Origin of the sequence: Leifsonia sp. T36S-04 (genome assembly GCF_042465655.1) — a bacterium.
In the GTDB taxonomy this organism is placed as follows: domain Bacteria; phylum Actinomycetota; class Actinomycetes; order Actinomycetales; family Microbacteriaceae; genus Leifsonia.
The window spans coordinates 3,580,413-3,604,302 of the sequence record NZ_CP146286.1; the positions used below are offsets into that span (position 1 = coordinate 3,580,413).

Annotated in this window: 21 protein-coding genes; 16 read left to right on the forward strand and 5 right to left on the reverse strand. The window is 63.7% G+C overall.

All coding sequences use genetic code 11. From position 1 onward, the window contains the following. Positions 1-50 precede the first annotated feature (50 nt). Complete coding sequence (locus tag P3F85_RS17520) at positions 51-854, reverse strand: FadR/GntR family transcriptional regulator (RefSeq protein WP_374009121.1); 804 nt, start codon at positions 852-854, stop codon at positions 51-53. Positions 855-1,220: 366 nt separating this feature from the next. On the opposite strand from P3F85_RS17520, the gene P3F85_RS17525 reads away from it, so the two are divergent. The 7 genes from P3F85_RS17525 (at position 1,221) to P3F85_RS17555 (ending at position 10,501) form a co-directional block, all read left to right on the forward strand. Beyond that, positions 1,221-2,501, forward strand: coding sequence for an ABC transporter substrate-binding protein (locus P3F85_RS17525; protein WP_374009122.1), 1,281 nt, complete (start codon positions 1,221-1,223; stop codon positions 2,499-2,501). Positions 2,502-2,685: 184 nt separating this feature from the next. Further along, the gene (locus P3F85_RS17530) at positions 2,686-3,507 is read left to right on the forward strand and encodes a carbohydrate ABC transporter permease (RefSeq protein WP_374009123.1); all 822 of its coding nucleotides are present in this window, start codon (positions 2,686-2,688) and stop codon (positions 3,505-3,507) included. Between the two features lie 92 nt (positions 3,508-3,599). Beyond that, positions 3,600-4,511: a carbohydrate ABC transporter permease gene (locus P3F85_RS17535; RefSeq protein ID WP_374009124.1), complete on the forward strand. Its 912-nt coding sequence runs from the start codon at positions 3,600-3,602 to the stop codon at positions 4,509-4,511. A 38-nt stretch (positions 4,512-4,549) separates the two neighbouring features. Next, entirely contained in the window at positions 4,550-6,301 is a 1,752-nt protein-coding gene (locus P3F85_RS17540; protein ID WP_374009125.1) for a glycoside hydrolase family 36 protein, read from the forward strand. A 39-nt stretch (positions 6,302-6,340) separates the two neighbouring features. Further along, positions 6,341-7,429, forward strand: coding sequence for an enolase C-terminal domain-like protein (locus tag P3F85_RS17545; RefSeq protein ID WP_374009126.1), 1,089 nt, complete (start codon positions 6,341-6,343; stop codon positions 7,427-7,429). Positions 7,430-7,479: 50 nt separating this feature from the next. Beyond that, positions 7,480-8,730 carry an alpha-L-fucosidase gene (locus P3F85_RS17550; RefSeq protein WP_374009127.1) on the forward strand — a complete coding sequence of 417 codons (1,251 nt, stop codon included), beginning with the start codon at positions 7,480-7,482 and terminating at the stop codon, positions 8,728-8,730. Then, complete coding sequence (locus tag P3F85_RS17555; RefSeq protein ID WP_374009128.1) at positions 8,723-10,501, forward strand: glycoside hydrolase family 36 protein; 1,779 nt, start codon at positions 8,723-8,725, stop codon at positions 10,499-10,501. Before P3F85_RS17550 ends, P3F85_RS17555 begins: the two co-directional genes overlap by 8 nt. 39 nt (positions 10,502-10,540) lie before the next feature. Here the strand turns inward: P3F85_RS17555 and P3F85_RS17560 are convergent, their stop codons facing one another. Further along, positions 10,541-10,867 carry an L-rhamnose mutarotase gene (locus P3F85_RS17560; RefSeq protein ID WP_374009129.1) on the reverse strand — a complete coding sequence of 109 codons (327 nt, stop codon included), beginning with the start codon at positions 10,865-10,867 and terminating at the stop codon, positions 10,541-10,543. A gap of 165 nt (positions 10,868-11,032) precedes the next feature. On the opposite strand from P3F85_RS17560, the gene P3F85_RS17565 reads away from it, so the two are divergent. From P3F85_RS17565 to P3F85_RS17600, 8 genes are read left to right on the forward strand one after another with little or no spacing between them, the layout of a single operon-like run. Beyond that, complete coding sequence (locus P3F85_RS17565) at positions 11,033-11,857, forward strand: ThuA domain-containing protein (RefSeq protein ID WP_374009130.1); 825 nt, start codon at positions 11,033-11,035, stop codon at positions 11,855-11,857. Positions 11,858-11,898: 41 nt separating this feature from the next. Continuing rightward, the gene (locus P3F85_RS17570; protein WP_374009131.1) at positions 11,899-13,017 is read left to right on the forward strand and encodes a Gfo/Idh/MocA family protein; all 1,119 of its coding nucleotides are present in this window, start codon (positions 11,899-11,901) and stop codon (positions 13,015-13,017) included. Then, complete coding sequence (locus tag P3F85_RS17575; protein WP_374009132.1) at positions 13,014-14,351, forward strand: L-fuconate dehydratase; 1,338 nt, start codon at positions 13,014-13,016, stop codon at positions 14,349-14,351. Before P3F85_RS17570 ends, P3F85_RS17575 begins: the two co-directional genes overlap by 4 nt. Then, the gene (locus P3F85_RS17580; protein WP_374009133.1) at positions 14,345-15,250 is read left to right on the forward strand and encodes an amidohydrolase; all 906 of its coding nucleotides are present in this window, start codon (positions 14,345-14,347) and stop codon (positions 15,248-15,250) included. Before P3F85_RS17575 ends, P3F85_RS17580 begins: the two co-directional genes overlap by 7 nt. Before the next feature lie 15 nt (positions 15,251-15,265). Next, on the forward strand, positions 15,266-16,270 hold the full coding sequence (locus P3F85_RS17585; RefSeq protein WP_374009134.1) for an aldo/keto reductase: 1,005 nt from the start codon (positions 15,266-15,268) through the stop codon (positions 16,268-16,270). 41 nt (positions 16,271-16,311) lie between these two features. Next, positions 16,312-17,157 carry a fumarylacetoacetate hydrolase family protein gene (locus P3F85_RS17590; RefSeq protein WP_374009135.1) on the forward strand — a complete coding sequence of 282 codons (846 nt, stop codon included), beginning with the start codon at positions 16,312-16,314 and terminating at the stop codon, positions 17,155-17,157. Next, a complete protein-coding gene (locus tag P3F85_RS17595) occupies positions 17,154-17,897 on the forward strand; it encodes an SDR family NAD(P)-dependent oxidoreductase (RefSeq protein WP_374009136.1) in 744 nt (247 codons plus the stop codon). Before P3F85_RS17590 ends, P3F85_RS17595 begins: the two co-directional genes overlap by 4 nt. A 33-nt stretch (positions 17,898-17,930) precedes the next feature. Further along, positions 17,931-19,187 carry an alpha-hydroxy-acid oxidizing protein gene (locus P3F85_RS17600; protein ID WP_374009137.1) on the forward strand — a complete coding sequence of 419 codons (1,257 nt, stop codon included), beginning with the start codon at positions 17,931-17,933 and terminating at the stop codon, positions 19,185-19,187. Between the two features lie 602 nt (positions 19,188-19,789). Here P3F85_RS17600 and P3F85_RS17605 read toward each other — a convergent pair. From P3F85_RS17605 to P3F85_RS17615, 3 genes are all read right to left on the reverse strand, one after another. Beyond that, positions 19,790-20,140 (reverse strand): tyrosine-type recombinase/integrase, encoded by a 351-nt coding sequence (locus P3F85_RS17605; RefSeq protein WP_374009138.1) that lies wholly within the window; start codon positions 20,138-20,140, stop codon positions 19,790-19,792. Between the two features lie 508 nt (positions 20,141-20,648). After that, entirely contained in the window at positions 20,649-21,830 is a 1,182-nt protein-coding gene (locus P3F85_RS17610) for a serine hydrolase domain-containing protein (protein WP_374009139.1), read from the reverse strand. Next, entirely contained in the window at positions 21,827-22,789 is a 963-nt protein-coding gene (locus P3F85_RS17615; protein ID WP_374009140.1) for a DUF5054 domain-containing protein, read from the reverse strand. The genes P3F85_RS17610 and P3F85_RS17615 overlap by 4 nt, the downstream gene beginning before the upstream one ends. A gap of 725 nt (positions 22,790-23,514) precedes the next feature. Between P3F85_RS17615 and P3F85_RS17620 the strand changes: the two genes are divergently transcribed. Beyond that, complete coding sequence (locus tag P3F85_RS17620; RefSeq protein ID WP_374009141.1) at positions 23,515-23,808, forward strand: hypothetical protein; 294 nt, start codon at positions 23,515-23,517, stop codon at positions 23,806-23,808. Positions 23,809-23,890 lie beyond the last annotated feature (82 nt).

Consider the following 23,890-nt stretch of genomic DNA (forward strand, 5'->3'; position numbering starts at 1 on the left):
TGTACCCTCCCCCTTCACGCGTCGGCCGCCCGATCAGCGGACGGTGAATATCAGTTCGCTGTCTCAGCGTCGACCGACGTGCTGACCTCGCGAAGCCGGCTGGCGATCTCGAACTGGTACCCGGCGAGTGTGCGCTCGACGTGACGTTCGGCCGAGCGTGCGGCCTCAGCCGGCTCGCCGTTAGCTACGGCCTTCACGATCGCTTCGTGGTCCGCCGCAGCCTCGACAATGCTTCCACCGGTACCGCCGTGGAGTCCTATCGCGACGACCTGCGCTTGCAGACGACGAGCCGTTCCTCCGGCGGACTCGAGGAACCGATTTCCGGACGCGGTCATCAGCTCTTCGTGAAAGCGGGCATCCGCCGCGTCGAAGGCGCTGCGGTCGCCGGCAGTCGCCGCTTCCGAGCATTCGGCTGCAGCTTGGCGCAGCTGCCGTATTTGCGGAGGCGTAGCTGTGCGGGCTGCTCGAGAGGCGGCAGCAGCCTCGACGATCTGACGGAAGGTGAGCAGTTCGTCGACGTGCTGAGGTTCAGCAGGCAGGAATGTTGCGAAGGAGTCGGCAGATCCCAGACGTAGATGCGGATCATCGGCCACGAAGAGGCCCCGCCCTCGGTGTGCGTTCACGCGGCCGAGCGCTGTCAAGATCTTCAGCGCTTCCCGCACGACTCCTCGGCCGTAGTTGAGCTCTTCTGCCAGCGCTTGTTCCGTCGGGAGGCGGTCACCTGGCCGGAGGCGAGCGCGCGCGATGTACTCGATGATCTTCTCGGCAGCGATCACATAATTCGGTCGGTAGCTTCCGCTGCTGCTTGAGTCGCGGCCGTCTGTGCCCGGTTCAAACGTTTCGACAGTTGACATGAATGCCACTCTTCCCGCCTTACGAAAGGCCCTCGGTTGAGATAATGATCGCACGTCCATCCCGGCCCGCTCCATTTAGGCCCCAGCTCTCGGCGCGGCGGCGCGGTTGCGCTCGCACTGCGTCGATTAATACGATTCTTGCCGCTCAGGATGAGTCTGTGCTATCTTTTCGGCCAGGTCTCAAGCCGGGCTACCGGGACCGAAGTCGGTTATCCACGAGGACTATCAAGGAAGACAGGATCCTAGATGACACGCAAACACGATTCCGGGCGAAGCACCGCGTCCGGGTCACAAACCACAGCCGAGGCCCACCGGGGCACCCGCGCACGGATTCTGCGGCGCGGAACGGCGCTAGCTGCTGCGGGCATGGCCGCTGTGCTGCTGGCCGGCTGCTCGACCTCGTCCGCAGGAACAGCCGGGAATCGCATCGATCCGTCCGGTCCGCCGCCCAAGGCGAACCTGCTGGTGTGGACCGACGCGACGCGGCAGGCCGGATTCGAGGCCTACGAAAAGAAGTACAAGGACAGCGGAACGAAGCTGAAGCTCACGACGCTCCCAGACAAGTTCGCCAACAAGATCCTGCTTGCCACGAAGGCAAAGAGCGGGTGGCCTGACGTCTTGTTCGACGGAGGGACGAACAACGTCTCGCTCTTTACAAGCAAGCTGTACGACTACGCGGCCGACCTGACTCCACTGCTTCCTGCCGGCACGGCGGACAAGTTCTTTTCCGGAGCGATCGGGCCGTGCGAGATCAACGGGAAGCTGTACTGCCTCCGGAATGACTACGCACCGAACATGCTCTGGTACAACACCAAGCTGTTCCAGCAGTTCGGTTACAAGGTCCCGACCACCTATGAGGAGTACCAGTCGCTTGGAGTGAAGCTCGCCGCCGAGCACCCCGGATATTCTCTGGGTGCCATCGGTGGGGACCAGGAGAACTTCTACTTCGATGGCGCGAACTGCAATTACGGCGAGGTCGCCGGGCAGACCTTCTCGATCGACTTGAAGAGTGCCAACTGCTCTCGAGCGATCAAGCTCCTCGATACGCTACTCACCAACAAGACCGTCTCGCCAGCCAGCGAGTTCGCTCCGGACTTCGTGAAGGACTACGGCTCGACGGACAAGGTGCTGGCGATGGTAGGGCCCATCTGGTACGGCCAGTACCTCTTCGCGGGCACCTACAAGACGCCCGCCGGCGAAATGGCCGTGAGCGCGCCGTTGAAGTGGGCGAAGGATTCGAAGACCTACAACGGTACGTATGGCGGCGGCGTCTACTACGTCTCTAAGCACTCGGCCAACCCGACTGCAGCGGCTTCGCTTGCTTACTGGATGGCGACGAGCAAGGACTTCCAGACCACTGGTCCGACATTCCCCGCCTACCAGCCTGACGCCGCCGCGTGGTTGAGCCGCGCGCAGAGCTCGGGTGTTGTCAGCTCGCCGAACCTTTCGTCAGTAGTGAACGGTGCCGCTAAAGCGGTCGACGCGAAGCAGCAGGCGGCGGTGAACATCCCTTCGACGATCGATCGCGGTTGGTCTTCGCAGGTGGTGCCCACCATCGCCAACGGGCGGACGATTGCATCGGTCGTCGATAAATGGCAGACATTCATGGAGAACTCCGCGAAAGCCGCGGGATTCCAGGTCAAGTGAGCCCGCTGCGACAGCGGTAATCGACAGTGCTGAAACAAGAAGGGGAGGAGCAATGATGACCACGTCTCAAGCGACTGCGAACGCGATCGATTCGCGGACCGATCGGGGCTCCTCCCCTTCTTCGTACAGCGCCGCTCTGCGTCGGCGACAGAACGCATTCGGGTACGCCTTCCTGAGTCCGTACATGCTCTTGCTTCTGGCGTTCGGACTATTGCCAGCCCTGTACTGCGTCTACTTGGCATTCACCGACGCCAACACCGGAGCCTTCGTGGGCTTCGAGAACTTCGTTGCGATTAGCCAAGACTTCAGGTTCTTGCCCTCCGTCGCAAACGTGGGGATCTACCTCGCTGTGTGGCTGATCCCTTCGACCATCCTGCTCGTGTGGCTCGCCATGCTGCTCCACAACCGCGCAGGGAAGTCCGCCGCCTTCCTGCGTGCGGCGTACTACATACCGGGCGCTCTCGCCGGTACGGCGAGCGTGATCGTGTGGTTGTTCATGCTGACGCCGTCGGTCAGCCCGCTCAAGGGCGGCTTCGAGGCAGCCGGGCTCACTCAGATATTCCAGGTCGTCGATCCGTCTCGATTGCCGATCGTTATCGCCCTCATCAGTTTCTGGACGGGCGCGGGCGGCTGGGTGCTCATCCTTTACGGAGCATTGACGTCGATCGACCCGTCGCTGGTGGAAGCAGCACGGCTCGACGGTGCCAATGAGTGGCAAATGGCCCGGCACGTCAAGCTGCCGCTCATGCGCAAGTGGATCGGCTATCTCATCATCCTCAATCTGGCAGCCGGAACACAGGTATTCGTTGAGCCGCAACTTATTTCCACCGCGACACACGGCGGGGTGGCGACGAACTGGGCTCCGAACCAGCTCGGATACACATTGGCGTTCGGCTACGGCCAGTTCAATCAGTCCGCGGCGCTCTCCCTCGAACTCTTAGCGCTCGGACTCGTCGCGGCGGTCATCATCATCACAAGCACGAACTTGTTCAAATCGGACGTGTGAGTGATCGGACCGTTTCGCATCAGTCGTATTCTTGACCACCCTGGAGGACAGCGTTGACCACGAGAACCACCGATCGACCGAGGCGGTCGCCCGTGCGTCCCTCCGGCGCAGCGAACCGCAAAGCGAGACCGATCGCTTCCACTGTTGGGCGGGTCGTCGGGTGGGTGGTTTTAGCCCTCTTCCTCGTCTTCTTCGTCATCCCGATCATCTGGCTGCTCCTGGCCGCCACCAAGACGCAGCTGCAGATCGTCAACGACCCGCCGTTCTCCTTCGGTTCTCTCGTCAACGTCGCCCAGGCATGGACGCATGTTCTGGCCTTCAACCAAGGGGCGATCCTCGGCTGGGTCGGAAACTCGGTGTTGTACTCCGGGGCTGCGCTGGTGTTGACGCTGGTGGTCACTATCCCGGCCGGATACGCGCTGAGCGTCGGAAACTTCGCGGGGCGCAGAGCGGTCCTCGTAGTGACTCTCGTGACGATGATCATGCCCGGCGCCGCGTTGGTTCTGCCGATATTCCTGGAACTCAGCGCCATCAGCCTCGTGGGGACGATCTGGTCGGTGATCCTGCCTCTGTCGTTCTTCCCCTTCGGCGTCTACCTCACCTTCATCTACTTCAGCACGGCCGTGCCCAGGGAGCTGTATGAGGCGGCTCGCCTGGACGGATGTTCTGAGGTCGGGGTGTTCACCAGGGTCGCGGTGCCGCTGGCCGCGCCGATCATCGCACTCGTGGCGTTCTTCAGTTTTGTGGCATCGTGGAACAACTTCTTCTTACCCTTCGTCATGCTCTCGGGCAGTGATCAAAGCCCGTTGCCGGTGGGATTGGCACTTCTGGCTTCATCGTCGCCCGACTTCAACCCGACCGGGCTCGTCAGCGGTGCACCGATATACAGACCGGACATCGCCGTTGCGACTATCGTGACGATGTTGCCGGTGATGGTCGCATTGCTGTTCGCGCAACGATCGATTCTCCGCAGTTCGTCATTGGTATCGGGCGGTGTGCGGTGACGGGACTGTGGCAACAGCACTTTTCGAACGGCTGTGCCGTGGACGTCGAGCTGGAGTGCTCGACCGGAACCCCGAAAGGCTCCGTCAGGGTTCACACGAGCGAACATTCCAGCGGAAGGATCCAGCTCCATGTCACGGTAGACGGCTTCGGGCCGGCTCACCACCTCAAACTCCGCTGGTCGGTACCGTGCACCGACGCTACAGCATTGTGGACATCCCGTGTCGAAGGCGAACGGTGGCTACCCGTCTCGTTCTCGGAAGAGTATGTGGTCAGCGCCATAAGCGGCTCGCCCGTTGCTGCCCTTTACGGCGCCGACGGAGCGAATCGGTTGACGAGCGCCCTTTCCGAGACGCTGCGCCCCGTGGCGCTGAAGTTCGGCATCAGCGGGCGTTCAGCCGAACTGGTCGGACAGGCCCGGATCGCGTTGCGGGAAGAACGGGAGTACGCGGTTTCCCTGATGCTAGACACACGGCTGCGCCCTGTCACCGAAACACTGGACTCTGTCGCGACCTGGTGGGCAGAAGCAGGTGACACGCCTCTGACAGCGCCCGCGAGCGGTGCGAGCCCCATGTACTCCACCTGGTACAGTCTCGGCCAGAATGTGGACCGGCATTCAGTGGAATCGGAAGCGGCCCTCGCCAAGGAAGCCGGCTGCACCGCCGTCATCGTCGACGACGGATGGCAGACCGCCGACGCCGTAGGTGGTTACTCATCGTGCGGCGACTGGATCCCAGACCCGGAGAAGTTCGGCGACATGGCAAAGCATGTCGCCCGCGTACATCGACTGGGAATGAAGTACCTCCTGTGGTTCGCGCTGCCCTTCGTCGGCGAACAGAGCGAAATCTATCGACGTTTTGCCGATCGAACCCTCGGCTATCGGGCGGATCTCGACACCTGGGTACTTGATCCCCGGCACCCGGAGGTGCGCGAGTACCTGATCGGTACCGTCGTCCGAGCAGTACGAGACTGGCAGCTGGACGGTATCAAGATCGACTTCATCGACGCCTTCGCCCTGCACGGCATCACCGAAGCGCCAATCGGAACCGACTTCGTGCACGTCGAGGATGCGGTCGACGAGCTCCTCGCACGATTGACCGCAGCAGTTACCGCGTTGAACACGGAGATCCTCATCGAATTCAGGCAGACCTACGTCGGTCCTCGCCTGCGCCGCTATTGCAACCTCCTCCGCGTCACCGACTGCGCAATGGACGCAACCGAAAATCGCGTGCACTCCCTCGATCTTCGGCTCCTCGCCGAGCGCACCCTGATCCACTCGGACATGATCATGTGGCATCCTGAGGCACCGCCGGCAGCAGCCGGCCGCCAACTTCTGAGTGTGCTCTTCGCCGTACCGCAAATCTCTGTGCGGCTCGACCAGCTCGACGCGGTGCACTTCCAGACGTTGAAGTTCTGGCTCCAACTGTTCGCGACCTTCCGTGACACGCTGCTACACGGGTCCCTCACCCTCAGCGCGCCCGACCTGTCGTATCCCGAGGCCCGCGCCGACGGTGCCGCCGGGTCGGTTCTGGCGACGTTCCACTCGAACTTCCTCGAGGTGCAAGGCGAACTGTCCCATCAGACGTTGCTGATCAATGGCTCCTCATCGGATCAGCTCGTGCTTCACGGCGAAGGTGCGCGTGGCGAATTTCACGCGGAGGTCTTCGACGCCGCGGGCACGCCGTCCGGAACACCGACATTAAGCATCCGCCAGGACCCGTTCGCCCTGACAGTTCCTTCGTGCGGCGTCGCGATCTTGCGACGTCAGACGGCCGGAATCGCTTCGGACTGAAAAACCCGCTCATCGAGCACACCGACCAAAGGACCGCCAGTGCACATCACCCACGTTGAGACGTACCCCGTCGCCCTCCCTGCTGCCGACCCACCGTTCGTCTGGAGGCGCGGACTTCTCGGCAGCCCCCGCGGAGGAACGGGCGCGGTGCTCCGCATTTGCACGGACACGGGTCTTGAGGGGCATGCCCTGCTCAACCGGCCCGGCATGGAGGGTGCTCTCTCTCATTTCGTAGACGGAGTATTACGCGACGAGCTCTTGGGGGCCGATCCTCTCGCTCGTGAATACCTGTGGCATCGACTGTGGGACCTCGATCGCACAGAGGAGCTGCCGAGCTACATACTGAGCCTCACCGATATCGCGCTCTGGGATCTGGCAGGAAAACAGGCGGGGCTCCCGGTATGGCAGTTGCTCGGCGGCTTCCGCACCGAGATCCCCGCCTACGCCTCCACCTCCACGTTCGGCTCGGTCGAGGAATACCTCGACGTCGCCGACCAGAGCCTCGCACTGGGTTATCGAGCCATCAAGTTGCACGCGTGGGGAGATGCCCGACGCGACGCACGCCTGTGCGAGCGCTTGCGAGAGCATGTGGGACCCGATATTCCGCTGATGTACGACGGATCTGCCGCATTCGATTTGCCCGAGGCCGTGTACCTCGGTAAAGCACTTACGGCGAGCGGCTACCTCTGGTATGAGGAGCCGATGCTCGAATTCAGCGTCACCGCATACAAGTGGCTGTCGGAAAAGGTGGACGTGCCTCTTCTGGTCGCTGAGACGTCAGACGGAGCGCACATGAACAGCGCGGACTTCGTTGCGGCCGGGGCTGCGACGTTCGTTCGAACCGGCACCGAGCTGCGTGGTGGTTTCACCGGTGCGATGCGTATTGCTCACCTGGCCGACTCCTTCCGATTGAAAGCAGAAGTGCACGGCCCGACGATAACGAGTCAACACCTGTGCATGGCGATCTCGAATACGACCTATTACGAGTCGCTCGTTACCTCCAACCCCGTCGTTCGCGAGTCGTGCGTTGACGAAAACGGCATGGTGCAGGCGCCCACCGGTCCGGGCGTCGGGTTGCCGCCGCACTTGGAGTATCCGAAGCCGATTCTCGCCTCAATGGCGACGTGATCTCTGCCTCAGACGGCTTAGCGTAAACCTTCAGAATTTGGGAGCAAGCAATGCACTGGTTCGACGAGTCGCGATTCGGCATGTTTCTGCACTGGGGGCTGTACTCCCTCGCCGCCCGGCACGAGTGGGTGAAGAACCGCGAGAAACTGGACGACGCTCACTACGACCGCTACTTCCGCCATTTCGATCCCGACCTCTACGACCCCGACCTTTGGGCGCGCGAGGCGAAAGCCGCCGGGATGAAGTACATGGTGCTGACGACCAAGCATCATGAGGGTTTCTGTTTGTGGCCCTCCGACTTGACGGACTACAACGTGGCGAATACCCCCTACGGAGAAGACCTGGTTCAGCCCTTCGTCGACGCGTGCCGACGCCACGGCCTCAAAGTCGGGTTCTATCACTCTCTGATCGATTGGCACCATCCGGACTTCACAATCGACGGGCTGCATCCTCAACGCGATGACGAAGAGGCCAAGGCCGCGCCGCGGAACATGGACAACTACGTCGCATACCTGCACGGGCAGGTCGAGGAACTGCTGACGCGGTATGGGACCATCGACTACTTGTTCTTCGACTTCTCGTACTTCTCCATCTGGGGAGGCAAGAGCCGGAAGGACTGGCACTCAGAGGAACTCCTCGCACTGGTGCGACGACTTCAGCCCGACATCATCGTGAACGAACGGCTAGATGTTCCCGGCGATTTCGTAACGCCGGAGCAGTACCAGCCCGCAGGCGCCATCTCAGTCGACGGAGAGCGTCAACGGTGGGAGGCGTGCCAGACGCTGAATGGAAGTTGGGGCTACGACCGCGACAACATCAATTGGAAATCCGCTGACCTGCTCGTCCGCATGCTCATCGACGGAGTCTCAAAGGGCGGCAACCTGCTGTTGAATGTCGGCCCGAACGGGCGCGGAGAATTCGAGCCCACCGCAACGCGCATCCTCGGGGAGGTCGGCGAGTGGTTGCGCCTGCATGGGCGCTCCATCTACGGGGCGGCGCCGGCCGAACGTTTTGAACCGCCGCAGGATTGTCGGCTGACTCAACGCGGCGACCGCCTCTACCTCCACATCTTCAGCTGGCCACTTGGGACCGTGCACCTCCCTGGCGCCGGCGGCACTATTCGCTACGCGCAGTTCCTGCACGATGCCTCGGAAGTGACGATCCACGAGACGCCTGCCGGAACCGTCGCGCACATGGCCGAGATGGGGCAGCTTCCGCCGGACACTCTGACCCTCAACCTGCCCATTCAACGGCCCGATGTGGCCGTACCCGTCATCGAGCTGTTCCTCGCCGATGACTGAGGAGGAGCTTTCCAAGGTCTTCGCCGTCAGCTCGGACGACGACGGCGCGACCACGGAATGGACGATTCGGGAAATCGCTGACGGACTGGTCGACGTCGACGTGTTCATCCGGTGGGAGCAGCCGGCTCGGCCGGGGACGTGCCGAATCCGATGGAGTGTGCCCATCGTCGGGATCCACGCCAAGTGGCACCCCACCACGAACCTCGACAAGGGACTTCTTCCCGACTATGCCCGCGGTGTTCTCGCCAGCGCGACAACGAGCGCGCCGATCACGTCGCTATTCGACGTCGCCGGTACCAACCGCATGACGTTCGCGCTGTCGGACGTTCTCAATCCGGTCGTCATGCATTCGGGGGTCAATGAGAACTCAGCGCGAATGACCTGCGGGTTCGACCTCTTCACTGAACCCTCGGCGCCGATCGACGAGTATAACTGCACCATTAGAATTGACACGAGGGTCGCCCCGTACTACCTCTGCCTCCGCGATGCCTCCGATTGGTGGGAGCGCGCTGCTCCTCCGGCGTCAGTTCCCGCTGCGGCACGAAAGCCCGCGTACTCGACCTGGTACAGCTTCCATCAGGGGCTGTCGGCGCCGTCGATCGAGGCACAGGCCGCCCTGGCAGCCGATCACGGATTCGGTTCCATCATCGTGGACGATGGCTGGCAGACCGACGACGACAGCACCGGCTACGATTCCTGCGGGGACTGGTTCGTGTCATCGGCGAAGTTCCCGGATATGCCCGCGCATGTAAAGGCAGTCAAAGCGCTCGGGCTCGACTACCTGCTCTGGTTCTCGGTGCCGCACGTGGGCGAAGGCTCGAGGACGTTCGCGAAACTCTCCAGCAAGATGCTGGGCTATTGGCCCAGCGGCAAGACCTGGGTCCTCGATCCGCGATTCCCAGATGTCCGCGAGCATCTTATTCAGACCTATGAACACGCTGTGCGCGACTGGGGCATCGACGGGTTGAAGCTCGATTTCGTCGACAGCTTCCGGTTCCCGGGCCTGGAGAACACGAACCACGGCCTCGGCGACGGTCGCGACCTCGATTCGGTTCCCGTTGCGGTGGACCGGCTGCTTTCCGACGCGATCGCCCGCCTGCGAGCGCTCAAGCCGGACATCCTAATCGAGTTCCGGCAGTCCTACGTGGGACCGCTCATGCGGACCTACGGCAACATCCTTCGGGCTGCCGACTGCCCGAACGACCCGATACGCAACCGTGTAAGCATCTTCGATATCAGGTTGATCTCGGGCGCCACCGCAGTTCATTCCGACATGCTCATGTGGAACGTCGACGAGACTCCCGAGAACATCGCGTTGCAGTTCATCAACACGCTGTTTGCGACTCCGCAGGTGTCCGTTCGCCTGGAGACCCTCGATGCGCGCCGCGCTGCAGTCGTCGACCACTGGCTGCGATTCGGGCAGGAGCACCGCGATCTCCTGACATCCCGACCGCTTCGTCTTCTCTCTCCGGAGAGCCATTACACCGTTGCGTACGCCGACGGCAATGAGGAGCAGCTCGCGGTCTATTACACCGGCGCGGTGGTCACACTCGACCCGGCATTTTGTCGGTCGGCGGTTGTGGTGAACGGGAGCGGCGTTGCGGGCGCGATCGTATCGATCGGTCAAGGCCATGTCAGTGGGAGATACGAGATCCGCGACTGCGCCGGCGAACTCCAGGACTTCGGTGAGCTCGAAGAGCGATGCGAGTTGGCCCAGTTCGCCGTGCCGGTCTCCGGTTATCTGCGACTGCAGTTCGCCGACCTGACCTGAGCTCTAGCCATCGTTGAACCGGGCGACGGCTGGGGAACCTCAGCTGTTCCGCTGTTCGTCGAGGGCCCACACCTCATGCAGGATGATGTGCCCCAGCCCCTCGGCGGCAACGAAGTGGTCCACGTACTGGTTGATGAAGGACTGCCAACGCAGGTTCGCCGGATCTGTCGCCAGCGCTTCCATCGCAGCCGCGAAATCGTCACAGTCGACCAGATGGAAAAGGTCACGGCCGCTGCGCCAAATGGCCCAGTCATGGATGCCGACGCGCGCGAAGGACCGCACGAGGTCGTCGGGGATCGCGGCGTGCGCGTCTACATAGCCCGACTCGCGCCCTTCTCGCAGTATCGAATGCAGTGCAACCCGCATTACGTCCTCCTTGTACCGGCATAGGTTGACTATTGAATGCTACTAAAAGTCCGACTAATATCGGGTTAGGCACCCGAAAGAGTTGTATTCTTTGCATGACGCCGGATACTCCGCACGGACCAAGCCACCGATAGCGAGCACGTTCACGGACTGAAAGGCTTCTTGATGTCGTTCGTCGAAGACGGCCCACCGTCTCCCCAGCGCCACCCAGGCCGGCTGTCCGTACTCGTATGGGGTGAGAACCGGCACGAGAAGTCCGATGCCCGGATCGCGGCCCGGTACCCCGACGGCATCCACGGTGCCGTTCGCGACGGCATCGAACGGCACCTCGGCGGCGGTGCCACGGTCACCACCGCCACGCTCGACGATCCCGAGCACGGCTTGACGGAAGAACGCCTCTCGGCCACCGATGTCCTCGTTTGGTGGGGGCACACGGCCCACGGCGAGGTAGAGGACCCCATCGTCGACCGCGTCTACCGGCACGTGCTGGCAGGCATGGGACTGGTCGTGTTGCACTCCGGCCACTTCTCAAAGATCTTCACCAAGCTTATGGGCACGAGCTGTTCCCTGGCGTGGAGCTCCCAGCCGGATCGGGAGATAGTGTGGACAATCGACCCGACTCATGAGATCGCAGTAGGGGTTCCGAATCCGATCGTCATCGAACAGCAGGAGCTGTACGCCGAATTCTTCGATATCCCTGTCCCGGATGAACTCGTCTTCGTGAGTACGTTCCGAGGCGGCGAGGTGTTCCGTAGCGGGTGCACGTGGCGGCGTGGGCGAGGCAAGATATTCTACTTCAGTCCTGGCGACCAGGAGTACCCTGTGTACTTCCACGACGACGTGAGACGCGTGATCGCCAACGGCGTCAAATGGGCGCGTAGCTCCGTGGCCTTCCGGATACCTCCAGAGCTACGCCGCGTGTCCAGCGGGATGTCCTCGCCAGTGCTGGGCGTGGCCGGTGACGAGTTCTCGCCGCGGGCCGCGCGGTGAGGGGATTCGCGACACTCGACGACCCTGCCGCACCCATCCGCGTGATCCAGGTCGGTGCAGGCGCCATGGGCAGAACCTGGTTGGCCCTCCTGGAGGAGTCGCCTGACGTCGAGCTGGTCGGTCTGGTCGATCTCGACCTGGCATCCGCCCGGGCGGGCCTTGCGGCGATCGGCCGAACCGATGTGGCGATCGGCACGAGCACAAGCGAAGTCGCCCGGAGAACAGAGGCGCAGGCCGTGGTCGATGTGACCGTGCCATCGGCTCATCATTCGGTGAATCTGGAAGCGCTTCTCGCCGGGCTGCCCGTTCTCTGCGAGAAGCCGATCGCGCCGACGCTCAGCCAAGCGCTCTCGCTCGCCGCGGCATCGGAGGCATCTGGTCAACTGCTCATGATCAGTCAGTCCCGCAGGTATTACGACGCCCTCGCCGAGTCCAAGCGACTGTGCGCGGTGCTGGGCGACATCGGGATCATACGGACCGACTACTTCATGGCGCCGAGATTCGGAGGCTTCCGGGACTGGATGGACTACCCGCTGCTGTCCGACATGGCGATCCATCCGTTCGATGTGGCGCGGTATCTCCTGGATGACGAGCCGGTCCGGGTGTACTGCGACAGCTTCAATCCGTCATGGAGCTGGTATGCGGGTCACGCCGCTTGCAACGCCAGCTTCGAGTTCAGCAACGGCGCGCGCTTCTTCTACACGGGGAGCTGGTGCTCGTCCGGTTTCGAGACGTCCTGGAACGGATCCTGGCGCCTGAACGGTTCGCTGGGATCGCTCCTTTGGGATGGCGAAAGCCGGCCTGCGGTCGACGTGCAAGTGGTAGGTCCCGTCGGTGAGCCCGTGCACAGTGATGAGGCGATTGCGGGCTCGCTTGCCGAGTACATCGACGCCCTGCGCACCGGACGTGTCCCTTCAGGGGAAGTCCACTCCAATATCTTCAGTCTGGCCATGGTCGAAGGGGCGATAGTGTCCGCCCGCCAGGGAAGACCGGTGGATCTCGCCGCGGTCTTCGATGACGCTTTTCTGATTGCGCTTCAGGACGAGGCGAATCAGGAAGTCAAGTCCCGGCTGAAGTCCTGGAGCGACCGCCCGGAACCGCTGTTCACCTATCTACGCGGGGCCGTGCTCCGCGTCGAGCAGATTGGAAACCATCGATGACGACCATCACCGGCGCGCGCGTCTACGACGTGCGATTCCCGACTTCGCTCAGTGCCGACGGATCTGACGCGATGAACAAGGATGCCGACTATTCGGCAGCCTATGTCGTACTCGACACCGACGATCCGGATCTCAAGGGTTTCGGTTTCACATTCACGATCGGTCGCGGAAACGACCTGTGCGTGGAGGCGGCACGCCAGCGGTCCTTGCCGTTGATCGGGCGCGATGTCGACGGCGTGACCGATGACCTCGGGGGGGTCTACCGCGACCTCGCATCCGATTCGCAGATGCGCTGGCTGGGCCCCGAGAAGGGAGTTGTGCATCTCGCGCTAGCGGCAGTCATGAACGCGGTGTGGGATCTGGCTGCGCGGCGCGCGCGCAAGCCGCTCTGGCGACTTCTGGCCGACATGACGCCGCAAGAACTCGTCGACGCGGCTGATCTCCGTTACCTGTCCGACGCTCTGACACGAGAGGAGGCGTTGGACATCCTCTCGTCGATGGCTCCCACGCGGTCCTCTCGCATCGCCGAGCTCCAGCGACGCGGAGGGTACCCGTGTTACACGACCAGCGCGGGATGGCTGGGCTACAGCGATGACAAACTCCGCATGCTGCTGCGCGAGGCCGTGGGCAAGGGCTACAAGCACGTGAAGCTGAAGGTGGGCGGCGACCTCGAGGACGATGTCAGACGGCTCTCCATCGCCCGGGAAGTGATCGGCTGGGATGCGAAACTCATGATTGACGCCAACCAGGTCTGGGATGTGCCAGAGGCCATCGAGTGGGTCGGGCACCTTGCGCGTTTCCAGCCGTTGTGGATCGAGGAGCCGACGAGCCCCGACGACATCCTAGGCCACGCCGCCGTGCGGCGCGCGGTTGCGCCGATCGGGGTGGCGACGGGCGAGCACGGAATGAACCGGGTGCTGTTCAAGCAGATGTTCCAGGCTGAGGCGATCGACTATTGTCAGCTGGACGCGGCGCGCCTTGCCAGCGTCAACGAGATACTGGCTGTCTATCTGATGGCCAAGAAGTTCGGGGTTCCGGTCTGCCCGCACGCCGGAGGAGTGGGTTTGTGCGAACTCGTCCAGCATCTCTCGGTGTTCGACTACGTGGCGGTGTCGGGAACCCTCGACGACAGGGTGACAGAGTACGTCGACCATCTGCACGAACACTTCACCGACCCGTGTGTGGTTGTCGACGGCAACTACATCTTGCCGTCGAAGCCCGGCTACAGCTCAGAGATGCTGGAGGACTCCGTCGCCGAATACTCCTACCCGGATGGACGGTACTGGCTCGAGGTCGCCCTCCCTGAGGCAGTACTCGGGGTGGGCACATGTTGATCGACGCTCACCTGCACATCTGGGACCGACGACGTGCTGCATACTCCTGGCTCAGGCCAGATCTTGCTCCTATCGACCGGGACATGCGGTTCGAGGAGATACTGCCGGCACTTGATCGATTCGGCGTCGACGGAGTCGTTCTCGTTCAGTCCGCCGACGAGGTCGGAGACACGGCGAACATGCTGGACGTCGCCGAGACGGAGCCCCGAGTGGTCGGAGTGGTGGGATGGCTGCCGCTGGAGGACCCCGACGACGTCGCGAGGCGGCTACCGGCCTTTCGCGCCGACGCCCGGATCGTGGGAGTCCGCAACCTGATCCACGATCGGCCGGATGCGGACTGGGTGCATCGCCCCGATTTCAACTCGTCGCTGTCTCTCTTGGACGACGCGGGGCTGCCCTTCGACTTCGTGACCAGCGGGCCCGCTGCGCTCGCTTCGCTGATCGAGGTCGCCGACCGGCACCCGGGCCTCCGTATCGTCCTCGATCATCTCGGCAAACCCCCGATCGGGTCGGGGGATAGCGCGATAGACGAGTGGGCGGCCCTCCTGCATGAAGCGGCCGACAGACCGAACGTCTACGCGAAGGTATCCGGGCTGTACGCCTCAACCGGCGCGCCGGGATCGTGGACACCGTCGCAGGTGATCGACGTGTGCCAGGTGGCGCTGCAGGAGTTCGGCGCGGAACGTCTGATGTTCGGCGGCGACTGGCCCATCTCGGTGCTCGCGGGTGGGTACGACCGCATCATTGCGGCTGTGCGGGACGCGGTGGCCCTCTGGCCGGACCCGGACCGTGAGCGCTTCTTCGGCGGTACTGCCATCGAGTTCTACGGCCTACTGGCACCCGCTGCGTCGAACACCGGAGCGCTCCGTAGCGAACACAATAAGTCGGATGCTTTGTAAGGTAACCTGGAACTAATGAATGCGATCAATTCACTCGCTGTCCGATCGGTGAAGCCCGGGCAGGTCCTGACCGAGATCGGCCTCGGTGCTGCCCAGTTCGGCAACCTGTACCGCGAGACGACCGACGCCGCATCCGCCGCTGCCGTGACGGCCGCCCTGGAAGGCGGTGTGCGCTACTTCGACACGGCGCCGCACTATGGGTTAGGTCTCTCCGAACGCAGGCTGGGCCGGGCGCTTGCGGGCGTCGAGCGGAGAAGCGTCGCGATCTCCACTAAGGTAGGCCGTCTCATCATCGATAGTCCAGAGTCGGCCGGACGACTGGACGACGAAGGATTCGTCGTCCCGGCGGATCGCCGCCGGGTCTGGGACTTCAGTCGAGACGGCGTGCTGCGCTCCATCGAGTCCAGCATGAGGCGGCTCGGTGTCGACCGTGTCGACATCGCCTACCTGCACGATCCCGACGACCACTGGGCGGAGGCCTCGACGACGGGAATCGCCACGCTCGTCGAACTGCGCGACCAGGGGGTGGTGGGCGCCATCGGCGCCGGCATGAATCAGTCGGCGATGCTCACCGACTTCGTGCGGCAGACGGATGTGGATGTCGTGATGGTGGCCGGTCGATTCACCCTCCTCGAACAGGGCGCACTGCACGACCTGCTTCCCGCTGCTGCGGAGCGCGGAGTCGGCGTCGTCGCGGCCGCCGTGTACAACTCAGGGCTGCTGAGCAATCCCGTGGTCCCGGACGGCTCCTATTACGACTATGACCGTGCCCCGGCAGAGGTGGTCCGGCGGGCCCGGCGGATCGCCGCGGTCTGCGAAAGCCACGGGGTGCTTCTGCCCGAAGCGGCGGTCCAGTACCCGTTGAGGCATCCCGCCGTGGCCTCGGTCGTGGTCGGAACCCGCACGGCGGAGCAGGTGGTCGGCACTCTGGCACGGTATAGGTCACCCATCCCGGAAGATCTCTGGGCGGAACTGGCGGAAAGCGGGCTCGCACCCGACCCTGCCGACCCCGATCGCTGAAGCCGACCAGCCAGCCACGACGGTCATTGAGAGGAACCAGCATGAGATTCGCCAGAGTGGGCGACGCAGGTAGAGAGGTGCCCGTGGTCGAAGCAGAGGGCCGATTGTTCGACCTTCGGCCGATCACCGGAGATATCGACGGGCCGTTTCTGGCGGCAGGCACGGCGAACGTGCAGCAGCGACTGCGCGAAGGCTCGTTGCCCGAGCTCGATGCGGCTGGGAGTAGGCGGGGCGCGCCGATTGCGCGGCCGGGCAAGGTGCTGTGCATCGGACTCAACTACCGTGATCACGCCGCCGAGACCGGAGCGGCCATTCCGGACGAGCCGATCCTGTTCATGAAGGACCCGTCGACGGTCATAGGGCCTCATGACGACATTCTCATACCCCGCGGGTCGGTCAAGACCGACTGGGAAGTCGAGCTCGGGGTCGTCATCGGCCGCACAGCCCGCTACCTCTCGTCGCCGGACGACGCTCTCGAGCATGTCGCCGGCTACGTGCTCTGCAACGACGTGTCCGAGCGGGAGTTCCAGCTCGAGCGCGGAGGCCAATGGGACAAGGGCAAGAGCTGTGAGACCTTCAACCCCCTCGGTCCGGTGCTCGTGACCGCAGACGAAATCGAGGACCCGCAGGCGCTGGGCATGCGGCTCTGGGTCGGTGACGAACAGAAGCAAGACGGCACGAGCGCGGACATGATCTTCAGCGTCGCCCACATCGTCTGGTACCTCAGCCAGTTCCTCGTGCTTCGTCCTGGAGACCTCATCAACACCGGAACCCCTGCGGGCGTGGCACTCGGCGCCCGAGACGCCGTGTACCTCAGACCGGGCGATCGGGTCGCCTGTGAAATCGACGGTCTCGGACGGGCCGAAAACGCGGTGGTGGCCGCATGAGCGTCTCCACCGATCTCACAGGACTGACTGCACTGGTGACGGGGGCGGCAAGCGGTATCGGGCGCGCCGTGGTCGCACTCATGCGTGAGGAAGGGGCCACGGTCGTCGGCCTCGATCGGTCGGCTGCGATCGACGAACCGGATCTACTGGTCGCAGATGTGACGGATCGCGCCGCCATCAGCTCGGTCATCAGTGGCCGGTTCGAGGAAAGCGGTCTCGACATCCTCGTCAATTGCGCCGGGATCGGCGCAACCGGGACGATCGCCGAGAACGACGACAGCGAGTGGCTGCGGGTCCTCGACGTCAACGTCGTCGGCATCGCCCGAGTGACAAGTGCTGCGTTGCCCTATCTCGAACGATCCGCCCACGCGTCGGTCGTAAACGTCAGCTCCATCGCCGCCTGGGCAGGGCTTCCGAAACGAGCTCTGTACAGCGCAAGCAAGGGCGCCGTCCAGGCTCTGACTCTCGCCACGGCCGCCGACTTCACCGGCCGAGTCCGGGTCAACTGCGTCTGTCCCGGTACGGTCGACACTCCGTGGGTCGGCCGACTGCTCGATGCGTCCGAGGACGCCACGGCAGAGCGCGCGCGGTTGGAGGCACGCCAGCCGATGGGGCGACTAGCCACAGCACCCGAAGTTGCCGCCGCCATCGTTTACCTCGCATCGCCTGGTTCATCGTTCACAACGGGGACGGCGCTAGCAGTGGATGGTGGCATGGCCGGACTCCGCCTGCCCCGATGACGATCCGATGGCAACCTAGGTAAGGACGCACTATTGGTCACCCGTCAGTTTCCGAAGCCGGCTGAGTTGCTGGAGTTGATGCAGTTCAAGAAGCCGGAGTTGAACCTGAAGAAACGGCGACTGGAGTCGGCGCTGACGATCGAGGATTTGGCGCGGATGGCTCGCCGCCGGACGCCGAAGGCGGCGTTCGACTACACCGAGGGCGCCGCCGAGGGCGAACTGTCGTTAGCCCGGGCGCGGCAGGCGTTCCAGGACGTGGAGTTCCACCCGTCGATCCTGCGGGACGTGTCCACGGTCGACACGTCCTGCACGATTTGGGGTGGCCCGTCGGTGTTGCCGTTCGGGATCGCGCCGACCGGGTTCACCCGGTTGATGCAGACCGAGGGTGAGACCGCCGGTGCCGGTGCGGCCGGGGCGGCGGGGATCCCGTTCACCCTGTCCACGCTGGGTACGACCTCGATCGAGAACGTGAAGGCGGCGAATCCGCAAGGGCGGAACTGGTTCCAATTGTATGTGATGCGGCAACGCGAGATCAGTTACGGGCTGGTGGAGCGGGCTGCGGCTGCCGGGTTCGACACTCTGTTCTTCACCGTGGACACCCCGGTCGCGGGCGCCCGGTTGCGGGATAAGAGGAACGGGTTCTCCATCCCACCCCAGCTGACGCTGGGCACGATCCTGAACGCGATCCCGCGGCCGTGGTGGTGGTACGACTTCCTCACCACACCGAAACTGGAGTTCGCCTCCCTGTCCGCCACCGGCGGCACCGTCGGCGACCTGCTCAACGCGGCGATGGACCCCTCGATCGACTACGACGACCTCGCCGAGATCCGCGCCCTCTGGCCCGGGAAGCTGGTGATCAAGGGGGTGCAGACCCTGGAGGACGCGAAGAAGCTCACCGACTTCGGTGTGGACGGGATCGTGCTCTCCAACCACGGCGGCCGGCAACTGGACCGCGCGCCGATCCCGTTCCACCTCCTCCCCGACGTCGCCCGCGAAGTCGGCCACCACACCGAGATCGCGATCGACACCGGCATCATGAACGGCGCCGACATCATCGCCGCCTACGCCCTCGGCGCCAAATTCACCCTCATCGGCCGCGCCTACCTCTACGGCCTCATGGCCGGAGGCCGCGCCGGCGTCGACCGCACCATCCACATCCTCACCGACCAACTCATCCGCACCATGAAACTCCTCCAAGTCAACTCGCTCGCCGAGCTCACCCCCGCACACGTCACCCAACTCACCCGCCTCCAGCCGCTCACGTCCACCACTGGCAGTTCTGTCCCTTGATCCCCCCGGCTGCTGCGACATGGCTTCCCCCGAGCCGTATCGCAGCGGGTGCAGGAGACCCCCCCATCCCTGCACGGTGTCGTGTCCGGACCCAACCGGACACGACACTCGACTGACGAAGCCCACCACTCTCGACTTGCCACATATGAACTGAAGAGCTTTTCGCAATAACGGGGCTGCTGCAGGCGCGGCGAAATTCGGCCGGCGTCCTACTTGGCTTTCGCTGCAGATAATCGCGCTGGCGCATGTCCAGAAACCAATCCCTTCGGGTCTGCGCGAAGTAGTGCGCCGCATCGATCGAACAGTACCCCCCGGAGCGGTGAGTCGGGACAGCGAGGGGACAGTTGCACCTGACTTCGTGTTGTGCATGACCCTGTTTTCGTTGCAGGTACGTGCGCGAGCTGCGGCCAGCTCGGGAGTATTTTGACCCTGCTAAGGTGGAGTCCCCGTAAGGGGACCGAGGGTTCAAATCCCTCCGTCTCCGCTCATCGAAACCCCCGGAATCCCGCCGATTCCGGGGGTTTTTCGTGCCCATCCCCCACAAAAACCCCACAACTGATTTCGTAGCGGCGTCATCGAGACGTGCCGAAACGTCGTCGAGGTCATCGTCGAAGAGGTCCGTAGATATCCAGAGTCATCGCCGCGGAGGCGTGTCCGAGCATCCGCTGGATGGCTTTCACGTTGGCGCCAGCCGACACCGCGAGACTCGCGGCCGTGTGTCGGAGATCGTGCAGGGTCATCTGTGGGATGCCGGCGGCCAGGCGTGCGGACACGAACCAGGAACGCGATGCCGTGCTCACCCGGGTGCGCCGCAGATACATGCCGTGCTTGTCGGCGAAGACGAGGTCGTCCGGGCCCTTCCCCTCGACCAGCGGACGCAGCGCCGGGTCGAGCAGGTGTGGGAACGGAACCGTGCGGCGCTTGTGCGACTTCGGGGTGCCGACCTCGATCATCCCGGCCGCAGTCTGTTGGGAAGCGCCGTTTCGCGTCCGGCATCGGGATCTCGACCACCTCCGGATAACCGCCGTTCTGCACTGGCGGGTGAGTCGTCACGAGACGGGGCATCATCTACTCCTCAGGGCTTCGACGGACGGACTCTGCGCGGCCGGCCAAGGCCGCCATCCACGCGAGGCAGTAACGGGTGCGCGACAGCGGGCGTTAAAGGCCCACAAGGCCCCAACCGGGCAGGGCAGCAACGAGAACACAGGCTCGGTCGATAGAGAGGTGGGAGGACGAGGGCCCGACCAGAAGTTCGGGCCCCTTGCCGTGCGTCGAGTCCGGGCCCTCGCTGGTCGTCGCTCGAGTACAGCTCGCATGCGGAAGTCGTCGCCCCATGCGGGAGCGGTATGCAACGCCGTCATAGCGTGGTTGCGGCCGGTTGCATCAGGCAGGATCCCCCGTGGACGGCATCGCGCCGAGGCCGCCCACGGGAAACTATTTGCTCACGATGCTGCGCCGTGTTCAGCTGGGCAAGGTTTTCAGGAGGGCGCGCAGCGAGTCAATGATGTGGGTTGCACGGGTGTCTTCCCGTCCTTCCATCTGGTTCGTGAGGAAGGCAAAGCCGATGCCGGTGTCTGGGTCTGCAAACGCGACTTGCCCGCCTGCTCCGTCGTGCCCGAAACCGGAGGCTGTGAGGTATCTCCTGGTTTGCGAATCCAATTGGAAGCCGCGTCCCCACCGTGGCCATGGGCCTGGGCTACCGAAGATCGGCGCCCCTTCCGTCTGAACCTGTGTCGCCTCTTGCATGATGGCCGCGCTGAGCAGGCGCACGCCGTCGGTGGTCGTGATTGCGGAAGACCAAATGGATGCCAACGCTCTGGCGGTTGCGGTACCGCCCGCTCCCGGTACCTCTGCGGCTTGGATTCGCGGATCGTTGAAGCCCGACTCCTCGCCAACTAGTTCGGGTGGGAGCGCTCCGCCGAGCGTCATCGACTTCTCGCTCCAGTCGGGCACATTAGTGTCCCGGTGCGCGGCCTCGTCGGCGATGAGATCCTGAAGCGTCGCATCGGCCGACACGTGGGCTACTCTGCTGCGGGCATTGTCAGGCAAGCCGATCCACGCGTCCTGGTGGAGCGGCGTGGCGATGGCCCGCTGAAAATGCGTCCCGACGCTTTCGCCGGTGACACGTCTGATGAGTTCTCCGGCAAGCCAGCCGTAGGTGATGGCGTGATAGGAGTGGCCGGAGCCAGGCTGCCACAGCGGTGTTTGTCTGGCTAGCGTCGCGGTCATTCGGGACCAGTCAACGATGTCGTTCACCGTAAGTGGCTCCCGGGGCGCCGACAGCCCTGCGCGGTGTGCGAGCAGCTCGGTGACCGTGATGGTGTGCTTGCCTGCGGCGCCGAATTCGGGCCAGTAGTCAGTGACCGGTGCGTCGTAGTCCAGCCGCCCTTCTTGTACCAGTCTGGCGGCGAGCAGCGCCAGGAGGCCTTTGGTACAGGAGAAGATGACGGTTGCGGTGTTTTCGTTCCACGGGGATCGGGTCCGGGGGTCCGCGAGGCCGGCCCACAGGTCGACGACTATCTCGCCGTGGTGGCGGATGGCCAGCGCCGCTCCCATCGAGGGACGGCCAGCGAACGCATCGGCGAAGGCCCTTTCGAGGGCGGCGAAGCGCGGAGCGACGGCGCCGTGCACGTCGATGGTCACGCTTCCGTCCCTTCGGGGGCGGTGTCGAGGGACAGGTGGAACTCGTAGGTGGCGTCTTCGTCGAACCACATTCGGAAGTTGGTTCCCCAGACGTTGTTGTGGAGGTTGAAGTAGAAGCCGTCGTCGAGGTTGTTGAAGGTGTTGTCGAACTCGAGCAGTCGTGGTCGCCCAAGGGCTACGAGGGGAGCATCCACAGAGACGAGCTGAGCCTGTTTCGAGCCGTTCCTGTACTCGATTGCGTCGACGGCGTGCATTGTGCGGTTCCCGTTGCGGACGACCCGGTTAGGGTCTACCAGCATGCCGAGCTTACGCGGGGCCCACCTGTTGGGGTGATCGACCAATGGAGAGATGCGGAACCAGCTCGCTTCCGGAAGCCGGTACCCGTCCTTGTCGATCAGTCTGAGTTGTACGGAGATGGTAGGCGCGGAGCGGTCAAAGACGTAGGTGATCTGCACCTCGCGAGGCGCGCCGCGGAGCTCCGAGGCCTCTTCGGGCAAAATCGCCGCGACTCGAACGATATCGAAGCTGCCCTCCGACCACTGCCAGAGGCCAACCAGGTGTGGCGTGAAGGAGCGCGCAGGGGGGATGTCATCGAGAAGATCGAGACCGAGCTTCTCATGATCGGCCATGGCCCAGGATGCGTTGAGCGCGAGGTCGCGGCAGTAGTCACGAATCCATCGCTGGTAGTCGTGGGCGGAGAACGTCTGGTAGACGTATTGACCGATCGGATGGTCCCTATCCGCGTGCACTGTTCCGCTCGCGCCCGTGACGGATGAAAGAGAACCGTCCATTCCGAATTTGACAGCAAACCGTCCCAGTCGGCGCACCCCGCCGATGCGGGAGCGCGTCGAAACGGGGACAGAACGCGTTCCCGCAGCGGCGTCTAGTTCAGCGCTGGCTTCGGCGCGCAGGACCTCGGGCAGACTGTCGATCGCGGATTGCGCGTAGTCGCGTTGCATCGAGCCAGGCCTGTGCACCGCCCGAACCATCGGACGGGCTCAGATAGGCGCCCAGAACCACAGGGGCACCGTTGGCACGATCGTGGGCGGCGATCGATGCGCGCACCGCGTCGCTCACGGGTACGCTGACGGCGTCAGAGCGCGCTTGGAACGGCAGGGTGCGTCAGCGACCTACGATGAACGCTCGGACAGCCCACGCCGAGCGACAAAGCGCTGACCTGTGCGGCAGGAACACGACGCACCCAGACAAGCGTTGGTCACCTGATCCGATGAGCGTCATGGGCCGAGATTGCCGCATGCCGGTTGGGTGGAGCCGCCTCGGCGGCGCTGTTCTCGCCTGTTTTGTTTGTCTTTCCGCCGGCCGATCGTAGCTCGTTCCCGGTTCTCCGTGCCGGGATTTCGCGGCATATCCTCACTCGCTGCGCTCCCTCCGGTATCCCACGGTCCTGGGACTACGCCCCTTCCACTCGCTCTTGATCTCTCCGCCGGAAGGCAAACTAAAACGATCGGGTGGGGAGTGATTGTGATGCGGGTATTCGTCATTGATGCGAGCAACATGGGTCCGGAACTGCAGGGCGGACTGATCGGGTCAGTGTTCCCGACGGCGGTAGAGAAGAAGGAGTGCGTGGAGACGGTGAGCCGGTACGCGGCGAGTGGGTGGGACTCATGTCGCATGACCGAGCAGGTCATCAAACAATACAGATCGTCGTGTAAATGACCGTCTCGTGAGCCGCGCATTCCGGCGAGACAGCCTGCCCGGGCTCATCGCCCTCCGCGACTGGGGCCACTCGGTGACGAAGGCGCTAGAAGGACACTGCCACGCGTTCGTGTCCTCCGCCGCTCGCAAAAGCGCGCCCAACCTCCCCACCGAATACGCGGCGAAGCACAACCTAGCGAGATACGACCCGTGGCTCGTGGTGGAAGAGACCCGCATCACCAGCGAGGGGCTGCGCGTGCCGTACGCCGTCGACTACGACCGCAGCAGCGAGATCGCGTTCAACGTGATCCGCCGTCGCTAGGATCCGCCTAGAGCGCCCGTGGAGGTTACTTGACGGGTCGTGCGAGTGTCCTGGCGACCTCCCCGACGCACACCGCGGCAGC